This is a genomic window from Buttiauxella sp. AC038, assembly GCF_979253565.1.
Genome location: NZ_CEEDCQ010000001.1, coordinates 4,794,205 through 4,806,963, shown reverse-complemented (window position 1 = coordinate 4,806,963; position 12,759 = coordinate 4,794,205). Strand labels below are relative to the sequence as shown.

Sequence of the window (12,759 nt, the reverse complement as noted above, 5' to 3'; positions counted from 1 at the left end):
ACTTTTACTGCATTTAGAACTTGTCTTGTAGTTTGAATCTTTGTAATACCCAATGCTTCCAGTTTCCCTTCACTAAGACGCTGTTTTACAGTGAACATACGGTCGCATAATCGATTTCGGGCGTATCACCCATTCCGTCGTGTCGTTTCAGTTCTGCGTTTTTCCTATGACCAGGCAGCGATAAGACATGTGGTGGTGGCCATTAAACAGGCATGGATGATCCTGCCATACCATTCACGATACATGTTCGAGATTTACCCCGAGTTTAAGAACCCACCATTATGAATCTTACCGAATTAAAGAATACGCCGGTTTCTGAGCTGATTACTCTCGGCGAAAATATGGGGCTGGAAAACCAAGCCCGTATGCGCAAGCAGGACATTATTTTCTCCATCCTGAAGCAACATGCTAAGAGTGGTGAAGATATCTTTGGTGACGGTGTACTGGAGATATTGCAGGACGGATTTGGTTTCCTCCGCTCTGCAGACAGCTCCTACCTCGCCGGTCCTGATGATATCTACGTTTCTCCCAGCCAAATCCGCCGTTTCAACCTCCGCACAGGGGATACCATCTCCGGTAAGATTCGCCCGCCGAAAGAAGGTGAGCGTTACTTTGCACTGCTGAAAGTTAACGAAGTCAACTATGACAAGCCGGAAAACGCGCGTAACAAAATCCTGTTTGAAAACTTAACCCCGCTGCATGCTAACTCTCGTTTACGCATGGAACGTGGTAACGGTTCTACCGAAGACTTAACTGCACGTGTACTGGATCTGGCATCGCCAATCGGTCGCGGTCAGCGTGGCCTGATTGTGGCTCCGCCGAAAGCCGGTAAAACTATGCTGCTGCAAAACATCGCGACCAGCATTGCTTACAACCACCCAGATTGTGTGTTGATGGTTCTGCTTATCGACGAACGTCCGGAAGAAGTGACTGAGATGCAACGTCTGGTTAAAGGTGAAGTTGTTGCTTCTACCTTTGATGAGCCAGCATCCCGCCACGTTCAGGTTGCCGAGATGGTTATCGAGAAGGCGAAGCGTCTGGTTGAGCATAAGAAGGACGTTATCATTCTTCTCGACTCCATCACTCGTCTGGCCCGTGCGTACAACACCGTTGTACCTGCATCAGGTAAAGTATTGACTGGTGGTGTGGATGCTAACGCACTGCATCGTCCAAAACGCTTCTTCGGTGCTGCACGTAACGTAGAAGAGGGTGGTAGTCTGACTATCATCGCTACAGCGTTGGTTGATACCGGTTCTAAAATGGATGAAGTGATCTACGAAGAATTTAAAGGTACCGGCAACATGGAACTGCATCTGGCGCGTAAAATCGCTGAGAAGCGTGTGTTCCCTGCTATTGACTACAATCGTTCAGGTACACGTAAAGAAGAGTTGCTTACTACCCAGGAAGAACTGCAGAAAATGTGGATCCTGCGTAAAATCATCCACCCAATGGGTGAGATTGATGCAATGGAATTCCTCATCAATAAGTTAGCGATGACGAAAACCAATGAAGACTTCTTCGATATGATGAAGCGCTCGTAAGTAACAAAAACTCGGGGAACGCCACGCTTAGACGTGGCGTTTTTCATTTCTGGTATATACGATATAGCTGTAATGATCACGGTTAAGCACTAACTGTGGCAAGGAATGCCATCATGTTATTTACAGCAATGCTTGAAAGGTGTTGTTCGAATAATAATCAGTCTGTTCAAGGATTAGATGTATATAACCATTGGACGGGGTAGACTTCAAAGAAGTTGTCCTTGACCTTTTATTTTGCAGAGAGCTTGCACTGTGAATTTAATCACCGCTGGAACTGACCTGGTTTGTATTTTTTTATTCACCACCATTTTTCTTTTTTTGCTCGCAAAGCGGCGAAAAAAATCGGTCTGGTAGACAAACCCAATTTCCGTAAACGCCACCAAGGGCTGATTCCTTTAGTCGGGGGTATCTCTGTCTACGCCGGGATCTGCTTTACTTTCCTTATCGCTAATTACTATATCCCACATGCATGGCTTTATTTGATGTGTGCTGGTGTGCTGGTGTTTGTCGGTGCACTGGATGACCGTTTTGATATCAGTGTAAAAATTAGGGCTTCGATTCAAGCTTTAATCGGTATTGTGATGATGGTGGTCGGAAAATTGTACCTGCTCAGTCTCGGGTATATTTTTGGCTCCTGGGAAATGGTTCTTGGCCCCTTTGGTTATTTCTTAACCTTGTTTGCAGTTTGGGCCGCAATAAATGCTTTCAACATGGTTGATGGTATTGACGGTCTACTGGGGGGACTTTCTTGCGTCTCCTTTGCGGCAATGGGGATTATCCTTTATTTCGATGGGCAATTGAGCCTGGCCATGTGGTGCTTCGCAATGATTGCCGCCATTCTGCCTTATATTCTTTTAAACCTTGGGATACTGGGTCGTCGCTATAAAGTTTTTATGGGTGATGCGGGGAGTACTCTTATTGGTTTTACCGTCATCTGGATCTTGCTTGAAACTACGCAGGGTCAAACCCATCCTATTAGCCCTGTCACCGCATTATGGATTATTGCCATTCCATTGATGGATATGATTGCCATCATGTATCGCCGGCTACGCAAAGGTATGAGCCCATTCTCCCCAGATCGCCAGCATATTCACCACTTGATTATGCGCGCCGGCTTTACTTCTCGACAGGCATTTGTGCTGATCACCGCAGCGGCAGCTCTTCTGGCGTCAATTGGTGTTGCGGCTGAATACATACACTCCATTCCAGAGTGGGTGATGTTGGCATTATTCTTGCTTGCATTTGTTCTCTATGATTACTGTATCAAACGAGCCTGGAAAGTTGCTCGTTTTATAAGACGTCATAAGCGTCGGCAACGTAGAAATACCAGCAGTATTTCTTAATTCTAAAAGTAGTCGGGGAAGTGATGAAACAAAACGTGCCAGGAAGTAATCCGGGAATGGTGGACAACGAGTTGGACATTCGTGGTTTATTCCGGACACTGTGGCAAGGAAAGCTGTGGATTGTTGGTCTGGCAGTGTTATTTGCGGCCATTGCATTCATCTACACCTTCTTTGCCAAGCAGGAGTGGAGTGCTAATGCGATAACCGATCGCCCGACAGTTAACATGATGGGTGGGTATTATTCGCAACAGCAATTCCTACGTAATCTTGATACTAAAGCTAATATGGTTTCCGTCGATCAGCCTTCGGTGATGGATGAAGCCTATAAAGAGTTCATCATGCAATTATCTGCATATGATACTCGTCGTGACTTTTGGCTACAGACCGACTATTACAAACAGCGTCAGGTTGGCAACAGTAAAATTGATGCCGCATTGCTAGATGAACTAATTGATAATATTCAATTTTCAGCTGGCGATGCCACACGCAATATCAGCGATAGCGTGAAACTAATTGCAGAAACAGCTGCTGATGCGAATAACTTGCTGCGGCAGTACGTCGCTTTTGCCAGCCAGCGTGCTGCGAGTCATCTTAACGAAGAACTAACGGGCGCCTGGGCTGCTCGTACAATTCAGATGAAAGCGCAAGTTAAGCGTCAGGAAGCAGTGGCTCAGTCAATTTTTGACCGCAAAGTGCACAGTGTGGAACAAGCGCTGAAGATTGCGCAGCAGCAAAATATTGCAAAGAGTGAAACAGAAGTTCCCGCCGACGAGTTACCTGATTCTGAAATGTTCATGTTAGGACGCCCTATGCTGCAAGCTCGTCTTGAAAGCCTGCAAGCTGTCGGTCCGAGTTACAGCATCGACTACGACCAGAATCGAGCCATGCTGGCGACTTTGAACGTGGGGCCAACGCTTGACGCGCGTTTCCAGACATATCGCTATTTACGTACCCCTGAGGAACCTGTGAAGCGTGATAGTCCACGCCGGGCATTCTTGATGATTATGTGGGGTATGGTTGGGGCCCTGATTGGCGCGGGTGTGGCATTAGCCCGCCGTCCAAAATATTTGTAACGCCCTTACCCGGTGAAGGCTCGATGGACGGCCTTCACCTTTTTTAACAAAAGAGAATTGCTGTGAAAGTGTTAACTGTTTTTGGCACGCGCCCGGAAGCTATTAAAATGGCTCCTCTGGTTGATGCGTTGGCAAAAGACGCGTTTTTTGACGCAAGAGTATGCGTGACCGCGCAGCATCGCGAGATGTTGGATCAGGTGCTGAATTTATTTTCTATCGAGACGGATTATGATTTAAACATCATGAAACCGGGGCAGGGGCTTACGGAAATTACCTGCCGCATTCTCGAAGGATTGAAGCCGATACTTGAGTCATTCAAGCCTGATGTTGTTCTGGTTCATGGTGATACTACGACTACAGTTGCCACTAGTCTTGCCGCATTTTATCAGCGGATTCCTGTAGGACATGTTGAAGCAGGTTTGCGCACTGGTGATCTGTATTCTCCGTGGCCGGAAGAGGCAAACAGAACTCTGACCGGGCACTTGGCTCTGTATCACTTCGCCCCAACCGAGAATTCTCGACAAAACTTATTACGCGAAAATATCAGTGACAATAAGATATTCGTCACCGGTAACACTGTGATTGATGCGCTGATTTCTGTTCGCGATCGTGTACTTGCGGATGATGCTTTGCATAGCTCTCTGGCGCAGTGTTATCCGTTTCTGGATAGCAGCAAAAAGCTGATTTTGGTCACTGGCCACCGCCGTGAAAGTTTTGGTAATGGCTTTGAGCGGATTTGCCATGCACTGGCGCAGATTGCCAAAGAAAACAGTGATGTCCAGATTGTTTATCCTGTGCACCTGAACCCGAATGTCAGCGAACCTGTGACGCGCATTCTGGGGGATGTCAAAAATGTGGTGCTGATTGACCCGCAAGAATACTTACCGTTTGTCTATTTGATGAATCATGCATACCTGATTCTTACCGACTCTGGTGGCATCCAGGAAGAAGCACCATCACTGGGTAAACCCGTGCTGGTGATGCGTGATACGACAGAGCGCCCGGAAGCGGTTGATGCAGGCACCGTTCGTTTGGTCGGTACGGATACACAAGAAATTGTTCGCCAGGTTACGCGCTTGTTGAAAGACGAAGATGAATATCAAGTTATGAGTCGTGCTCATAATCCTTATGGTGATGGCAAGGCTTGTGAGCAAATTTTGGCTGCATTGAAGAAAAATCAGGTGACACAACAATGAGTTTTGCAACCATCTCTGTGATTGGTCTGGGTTATATCGGATTGCCAACCGCGGCAGCATTTGCGTCTAAACAGCAAAATGTCGTCGGTATTGATATCAACCAGCATGCGGTAGACACCATTAATCGTGGTGCAATTCACATTGTTGAGCCAGATCTGGATAAGGTGGTTAAAGCGGCGGTGGAAGGTGGGTTCTTGCGCGCTAGTACCCAACCAGTTGAAGCAGATGCTTATTTAATTGCAGTACCAACGCCCTTCAAAGGCGATCACCAACCCGACATGGTTTTTGTCAAAGCAGCGGCGGAATCCATCGCTCCGGTACTTAAGAAAGGTGCGCTGGTGATTCTGGAGTCCACCTCGCCAGTCGGTTCTACCGAGCAAATGGCGGGTTGGTTAGCAGAGCTTCGCCCTGACCTGACATTCCCACAGCAGGCTGGTGAAGCGGCAGATATTAATGTCGCCTACTGCCCGGAACGCGTACTGCCGGGTCAGGTGATGGTTGAGCTTATCAAAAACGATCGTGTTATTGGTGGTATGACGCCAGTTTGCTCTGCTCGTGCCAGCGAACTCTACAAAATCTTCCTTGAAGGCGAGTGCGTGGTGACGAATTCCCGCACTGCTGAAATGTGCAAGCTGACGGAAAATAGCTTCCGCGATGTGAATATTGCCTTCGCAAATGAGCTATCCCTGATTTGTGCCGATCAAGAGATCAACGTCTGGGAGTTGATTCGTCTGGCTAATCGCCATCCGCGAGTCAATATTTTGCAGCCAGGACCGGGCGTGGGTGGGCATTGTATCGCGGTAGATCCGTGGTTCATCGTTGCTCAAAACCCTGAACAGGCACAGCTGATTCGTACGGCGCGTGAAGTTAATGATGGTAAACCACACTGGGTAGTAAACCAGGTGAAAGCTGCTGTCGCTGATTGCCTTGCTGAAACCGGCAAGCGTGCCAGTGAAATTACCATTGCCTGCTTTGGCCTTGCGTTTAAACCGAATATTGATGACCTGCGTGAAAGCCCGGCTATGGAAATCGCTGAGCTTCTCAGCACCTGGCATAATGGTAAAACGCTGGCTGTTGAGCCAAACATTCACCAGTTGCCGAAAAAATTGGTCGGTAGTTGTGAATTAGCTTCTATTGATGATGCTCTTCAACAGGCTGATGTGTTGGTGATGCTGGTTGATCACCATGCCTTCAAAGCCATTCCTGGTTCGCAAATTCAGCAAAGCTGGATTGTTGATACCAAAGGGGTCTGGCGCTAGGTTCTGCCCAAGGTTGGTGAAGCCAATGAAGACTTGCTCTATTCCTGTTCACGCAAGAATTGAATCTCTTAACTGGGAGAATCAGTTCTTTGCGGTGAACAGCGCTATCGTTCGTTTTGACGATGCAGCCTCCTTGCTTACCCCGCAAAGCCTTGATGCGTATTCCCGCGTGCAGGCGAAAATCCCTGCTCAGCGGACCGATTGGCTTGATGGTTTGCAGCAGCTTGGTTTTCAGCTGGTTGAAGGGGAAGTTGATCTTGCTCTACAGCCTGGCATACAAAATGCAGCACTTTCTGTCGAGTTAGCCACAAGCGCTGACATTCCTGTATTGCGGGATTTAGCCGCTAGAATTTTCACACAAAGTCGGTTTCGTGCACCTTGGTATCAACCTGCTGACAGCGGCCGTTTTTACGCCCAATGGGTTGAGAATGCGGTGCTAGGTAGTTTTGATCACGAGTGTCTGTTGTTAAAAGACGCAGGGGCGATACAAGGCTTTGTGAGCATGCGCCAACTTAATGAACGTGAAGCGCGTATTGGCTTACTGGCGGGACGAGGCGTTGGTGCTCAGCTCATGGACGCCGCGCGTTTTTGGTGTCAACTGCGGGGGCTACAAACACTCCGCGTGGCAACACAAACCAGCAATACCGCAGCTTTACGACGTTATATTCAAAGCGGTGCCACTATAGAAAGCACCGCCTTCTGGTTATACAGGTGAAAAAATGATTCCATTTAATGCTCCGCCAGTTGTAGGCACGGAAATCGAATACATGCAGGCTGCAATGGGCAGTGGCAAACTCTGTGGTGACGGCGGCTTCACGCGTCGTTGCCAGCAATGGATGGAGCATCGCTTCGGCAGCAAAAAAGTACTGCTCACCCCTTCCTGTACTGCATCGCTGGAAATGGCCGCGTTACTGTTGAATATTGAACCCGGCGATGAAGTGATTATGCCGAGTTATACCTTTGTTTCTACTGCCAATGCTTTTGTGTTGCGTGGTGCGAAAATCGTCTTTGTCGATGTGCGCCCGGACACCATGAATATTGATGAAAAGCTAATTGAAGCGGCAATTACTGAGAAGACTCGCGTGATTGTGCCCGTTCATTACGCTGGTGTAGCCTGCGAAATGGACACCATCATGGCGATTGCGGACAAACATAATCTGTTTGTGGTAGAAGATGCCGCACAGGGCGTGATGTCGACCTACAAAGGCCGCGCACTGGGTTCAATTGGTCATATCGGTTGCTTCAGCTTTCATGAAACCAAAAACTACACGGCAGGTGGTGAAGGTGGCGCGACACTGATTAACGACCCATCGTTGATTGAGCGTGCAGAAATCATTCGTGAGAAGGGCACTAACCGTAGCCAGTTCTTCCGTGGCCAGGTGGACAAATATACCTGGCGTGATATTGGTTCAAGTTACTTGATGGCCGATCTCCAGGCTGCTTATCTTTGGGCGCAACTGGAAGCGGCAGAAAAGATTAACCAGCAGCGTCTGAAGCTGTGGCATACCTATCATGATGCCCTGGCTCCGTTGGCAAAAGCCGGGCGTATCGAACTGCCGTCTGTTCCAAAAGACTGCGTGCAGAATGCGCATATGTTTTATATCAAACTACGTGATATCGAAGATCGCAGCGCTCTGATTGCGTATTTGAAAGAGGCGGAAATTCTGGCTGTGTTCCACTACATCCCACTGCATGGCTGCCCAGCCGGTGAGAAGTTTGGTTACTTCCATGGTGAAGATCGTTTCACTACTCAAGAAAGTGAGCGCCTGCTGCGCTTGCCGCTGTTCTATAACTTATCTCCTGCGAACCAACGTACTGTCATTAATACGTTGTTAAGCTTCTTCTCCTGATATGTCGCTTGCTAAAGCCTCAGTGTGGACCGCCGGGTCCACGCTGGTAAAAATTGCTGCCGGTTTGCTGGTGGTGAAGTTGCTTGCGGTGGCATATGGGCCGAGCGGAGTCGGGCAGGCGGGAAACTTCCGTCAGATGGTTACCGTATTAGGCGTGCTTGCCGGGGCGGGAATCTTCAACGGCGTGACCAAATACGTCGCGCAGTATCACGATCAGCCCGAGCAGTTACGCAAAGTCATCGGTACTTCATCGGCCATGGTATTGGGCTTCTCAACGCTATTGGCGATCATCTTTGTTGTCGCCGCGAAGCCAATCAGTCTGGGCCTGTTCGGGCATGAAAATTACCAAGGGTTAGTACGCCTGGTGGCGTTAGTGCAGATGGGCATCGCCTGGGCGAACTTGTCTTTAGCCATTATGAAAGGGTTTCGTGATGCTGCCGGTAATGCGCTGGCACTGATTGGCGGCAGTATCATTGGCGTCATTGCCTATTACCTCTGCTATCGCCTCGGCGGCTATCAGGGCGCGTTGTTGGGCCTGGCGTTAGTGCCTGCACTGGTGCTCATTCCTGCGGGGATTATGCTGGTTCGCCGCGAACATGTGCCGCTTAGTTATCTGAAACCGCATTGGGATAAAGTGTATGCCAGCAGCCTTGGCAAATTCACCATCATGGCGCTAATCACGTCGGTGACACTGCCGGTGGCTTACGTGATGATGCGAAATTTGCTGGCGGCCCACTACAGCTGGGATGATGTCGGTATTTGGCAAGGGGTGAGCAGCATTTCCGATGCTTATCTGCAATTCATCACCGCCTCGTTTAGCGTTTATCTTTTGCCAACGCTTTCGCGCTTAACCAGCAAACATGACATCAGCCGTGAGATTGTTCGCTCCCTGAAGTTCGTTTTGCCCGCGGTTGCTCTGGCAAGTTTCACCGTCTGGCTGTTGCGCGACTTCGCCATCTGGCTGCTTTTCTCGCATAAATTTATTGCGATGCGCGATCTCTTCGCCTGGCAGTTGGTAGGAGATGTACTGAAAGTCGGCTCATATGTGTTTGGTTATCTGGTGATAGCGAAAGCATCGCTACGCTTCTATGTTTTGACTGAAATCAGCCAGTTTGCGTTGTTGACTGGTTTTTCACATTGGCTTATACCTGCGCACGGTGCTTTAGGGGCTGCTCAGGCTTATATGGCAACGTATATTATTTATTTCACGCTCTGTTGCAGCGTTTTCCTCATTTATCGTAGACGAGCATGACAACACTGATTCACATTTTGGGATCGGATATCCCGCATCATAACCAAACGGTGCTGCGCTTCTTCAATGATGCTCTGGCTGCCTCAAATCCGCATGCGCGCCAGTTTATGGTGGTTTCGAAGGACGACTCAATATTGTCCTCTTTTCCGACGCTTGCCGTGACACTCTATCCAACGAAAAAAGCATTGGCGCAGGCCGTTGTAGCAGCAGCTCGTGCCAATCGCCAACAACGCTTTTTCTTCCACGGCCAGTTTAATAGCTCACTGTGGATTGCGTTGCTAACTGGCGGCTTGAAACCGGCTCAGATGAACTGGCACATTTGGGGCGCTGACCTTTACGAGGCCTCAAAAAGCTTCAAGTTTCGGGCGTTTTATTTGTTGCGGCGCATTGCGCAAGGGCAAGTGGGGAGAGTATTCGCTACACGAGGTGACCTGAATTATTTCCATGAGCGCCACCCAAAGGTTCCAGGTGAGTTAATTTACTTTCCGACGCGTATGGACCCCTCTCTAAATACCCTTGCCAACACTGAAGAAAAAGTTGGAAAAATGACGTTTCTGGTAGGTAACTCCGGCGATCATAGCAACCAACATATTGCAGCATTAAAAGCGATTCATGCACAATTTGGTGACTCGGTACGCGTGGTAGTACCGATGGGCTATCCAACTAACAACGACGCTTATATCAATGAAGTTGAGCAGGCTGGACGTGCGCTATTTAGTGAAGAAAACCTCCATATCCTGAAGGAAAGTATGGCCTTTGATGATTATCTGGCTCTTTTGCGCCAGTGTTCGCTGGGCTATTTCATTTTTGACCGCCAGCAAGGTATTGGCACACTTTGCTTGCTGATTCAGGCGGGTATTCCTTGCGTGCTGAGCCGTAAAAATCCGTTCTGGCAGGATATGACTGAACAGCATATTCCCGTGCTTTTTGCCGGCGATACGCTAAACGAGCAGATCGTTCGCGAAGCGCAGCGTCAACTACGCTTACTAGATAAGCAACAGATTGCTTTCTTTAACCCTAATTATATCGACGGCTGGAAGCGGGCGCTGGACGTAGCATCAGGAGAAGCCGCATGAGTTTGCTAGAGTTTGGCGGTTTATTTGCGGTCTGGTTTTTATCAGTGATGTTCATTGGTATTTTAACGTACCAGGAATTCCGCCGGGTGCGTTTCAATTTTAATGTGTTCTTCTCATTACTATTTCTGCTGACATTTTTCTTTGGTTTTCCCTTCACCTGTACGCTGGTGTTTCGTTTCGGGGTCTCGGTTGTACCGGCAGATGTGCTACTGCAAGCGCAACTCGCTGCCGTCTGCTTCTACGGTATTTACTATGTCGCCTACAAAACACGGCTGCAGGAGAAACGAACTACAGAGGTTCGGCGTCAGTTGTTTACTATGAACCGTGTTGAAACTCATCTGGCGTGGGTAATGCTGATGGTGGTGGCGCTGGTAAGTGTTAGCATCTTCTTTATGCATAACGGTTTCTTACTGTTTAAGTTGCACTCATATAGTCAGATCTTCTCCAGCGAAGTATCGGGTGTGGCGTTAAAACGTTTCTTCTACTTTTTCATCCCTGCGATGCTGGTGGTCTATTTTCTTAAGCAAGATGGTCGAGCCTGGATGTTTTTCCTGGTGAGCACTGTGGCGTTTGGTCTGCTGACTTACATGATTGTTGGTGGGACTCGAGCCAATATTATCATCGCGTTCGCCATCTTTTTGTTCATCGGTATTATTCGCGGCTGGATCTCGCTGTGGATGCTGGCGGCTGCGGGTGTATTTGGCATCGTAGGTATGTTCTGGCTGGCATTGAAGCGTTATGGGCTTAACGTCAACGGAGAGGAGGCGTTTTACACCTTCTTGTACCTGACTCGCGATACCTTTTCACCGTGGGAAAATTTGGGATTACTGCTGCAGAATTACGACAAAATTGAGTTCCAGGGGCTGGCGCCCATTGTGCGTGATTTCTATGTCTTTATTCCGACCTGGTTATGGCCTGGCCGTCCGGGGATTGTCCTGAACAGTGCGAACTACTTTACTTGGGAAGTTCTTAACAACCACTCTGGCCTGGCAATTTCACCAACGTTAATTGGTTCACTGGTGGTTATGGGTGGCGTGTGGTTTATCCCATTAGGTGCAGTTGTAGTCGGGCTGATTATTAAATGGTTCGACTGGTTGTATGACCTGGGTAATCTTGAAACCAACAAGTACAAAGCCGCCATTTTGCATAGTTTCTGCTTTGGGGCGATTTTTAACATGATTGTATTGGCGCGTGAGGGATTGGACTCTTTTGTCTCCCGCGTGGTGTTTTTCATGGTTATCTTTGGTGTCTGTTTGCTGTTTGCGAAGCTGCTTTACTGGCTATTTGATAGTGCAGGGCTGATACATCAACGCCTACGCCGTTCACCGCAAGTTGTTTCTGGCTCTCAAAATGTATCGCAGGGAATATCATGACAGAACTCACGACAGCCCCTTCTTATACGATTCGTGGCTTGAGCCTACTGGGTTGGCGCGATATGCAGCATGCATTGGATTATCTCTACGCAGGGGGCTCGCTGCGTAGCGGTACGCTGGTAGCGATTAATGCGGAGAAAATCCTCTCCGCAGAACGTGACCAGCAAGTGCGAGTGTTAATCGATAACGCAGAATACAAATACGCTGACGGTATTAGCGTGGTGCGCTCGATTCGCAAAAAATTTCCAGGTGCCGTTGTCTCTCGCGTTCCGGGAGCCGACCTCTGGGAAGCATTAATGCAGCGTGCAGGCGGAGAAGGTTCTCCTGTTTTCCTGATCGGTGGAAAACCTGAAATATTGGCGCAAACCGAAGCCAAACTGCGTAAACAGTGGAACGTTAATATTGTTGGTAGCCAGGATGGATACTTCAAGGCCGAGCAGCAGCAGGCTTTGTTTGAGCGTATTCGGGAAAGCGGTGCCGCTATTGTCACTGTAGCGATGGGATCGCCGCGGCAGGAGCTCTTTATGCGCGATTGCCGCAAGGTTTACCCTGATGCTCTGTATATGGGCGTGGGTGGGACGTACGATGTCTTTACCGGGCACGTGAAACGCGCTCCAAAAGTCTGGCAAAACCTGGGCCTTGAGTGGTTGTATCGCTTATTGTCGCAACCGAGCCGCATTACACGCCAAATAAAGTTGCTGCGTTATCTGGCCTGGCACTACACCGGCCGCCTATAAAACGCCGTCCGGTATTGCGTTAAAGTGAGTTTTACGGCCAAATTTGGCTGGATAATCAT

General features: G+C 48.7%; 10 protein-coding genes and 1 pseudogene. All 11 read left to right on the top strand.

Annotated features, from left to right (window positions below):
* Window positions 1-281 precede the first annotated feature (281 nt).
* The 11 genes and pseudogenes from rho to wecG all read left to right on the top strand — a co-directional run bounded on the left by rho (window position 282) and on the right by wecG (window position 12,700).
* Window positions 282-1,541, top strand: coding sequence for a transcription termination factor Rho (gene rho / locus AC0IXI_RS22725; RefSeq protein WP_064515157.1), 1,260 nt, complete (start codon window positions 282-284; stop codon window positions 1,539-1,541).
* A 252-nt stretch (window positions 1,542-1,793) separates the two neighbouring features.
* Window positions 1,794-2,884, top strand: a pseudogene (wecA, locus tag AC0IXI_RS22720) (UDP-N-acetylglucosamine--undecaprenyl-phosphate N-acetylglucosaminephosphotransferase).
* 23 nt (window positions 2,885-2,907) lie between these two features.
* Window positions 2,908-3,957, top strand: coding sequence for an ECA polysaccharide chain length modulation protein (wzzE, locus tag AC0IXI_RS22715; protein WP_471683147.1), 1,050 nt, complete (start codon window positions 2,908-2,910; stop codon window positions 3,955-3,957).
* 62 nt (window positions 3,958-4,019) lie between these two features.
* Window positions 4,020-5,153, top strand: a complete 1,134-nt coding sequence (wecB, locus tag AC0IXI_RS22710) for a non-hydrolyzing UDP-N-acetylglucosamine 2-epimerase (protein WP_064515164.1) — start codon at window positions 4,020-4,022, stop codon at window positions 5,151-5,153.
* Window positions 5,150-6,412: a UDP-N-acetyl-D-mannosamine dehydrogenase gene (gene wecC / locus AC0IXI_RS22705; protein WP_413499681.1), complete on the top strand. Its 1,263-nt coding sequence runs from the start codon at window positions 5,150-5,152 to the stop codon at window positions 6,410-6,412. Before wecB ends, wecC begins: the two co-directional genes overlap by 4 nt.
* A 40-nt stretch (window positions 6,413-6,452) precedes the next feature.
* Window positions 6,453-7,127 carry a dTDP-4-amino-4,6-dideoxy-D-galactose acyltransferase gene (rffC, locus tag AC0IXI_RS22700; protein ID WP_064515262.1) on the top strand — a complete coding sequence of 225 codons (675 nt, stop codon included), beginning with the start codon at window positions 6,453-6,455 and terminating at the stop codon, window positions 7,125-7,127.
* A 4-nt stretch (window positions 7,128-7,131) separates the two neighbouring features.
* Window positions 7,132-8,262 (top strand): dTDP-4-amino-4,6-dideoxygalactose transaminase, encoded by a 1,131-nt coding sequence (gene rffA / locus AC0IXI_RS22695; RefSeq protein ID WP_064515169.1) that lies wholly within the window; start codon window positions 7,132-7,134, stop codon window positions 8,260-8,262.
* Window position 8,263: 1 nt separating this feature from the next.
* On the top strand, window positions 8,264-9,514 hold the full coding sequence (gene wzxE / locus AC0IXI_RS22690) for a lipid III flippase WzxE (RefSeq protein WP_064515171.1): 1,251 nt from the start codon (window positions 8,264-8,266) through the stop codon (window positions 9,512-9,514).
* Window positions 9,511-10,590: a TDP-N-acetylfucosamine:lipid II N-acetylfucosaminyltransferase gene (locus AC0IXI_RS22685; RefSeq protein WP_471683146.1), complete on the top strand. Its 1,080-nt coding sequence runs from the start codon at window positions 9,511-9,513 to the stop codon at window positions 10,588-10,590. The genes wzxE and AC0IXI_RS22685 overlap by 4 nt, the downstream gene beginning before the upstream one ends.
* Window positions 10,587-11,963 (top strand): ECA oligosaccharide polymerase, encoded by a 1,377-nt coding sequence (wzyE, locus tag AC0IXI_RS22680; RefSeq protein ID WP_471683145.1) that lies wholly within the window; start codon window positions 10,587-10,589, stop codon window positions 11,961-11,963. The genes AC0IXI_RS22685 and wzyE overlap by 4 nt, the downstream gene beginning before the upstream one ends.
* On the top strand, window positions 11,960-12,700 hold the full coding sequence (wecG, locus tag AC0IXI_RS22675; protein WP_064515176.1) for a lipopolysaccharide N-acetylmannosaminouronosyltransferase: 741 nt from the start codon (window positions 11,960-11,962) through the stop codon (window positions 12,698-12,700). Before wzyE ends, wecG begins: the two co-directional genes overlap by 4 nt.
* The last annotated feature ends 59 nt before the right edge of the window (window positions 12,701-12,759 follow it).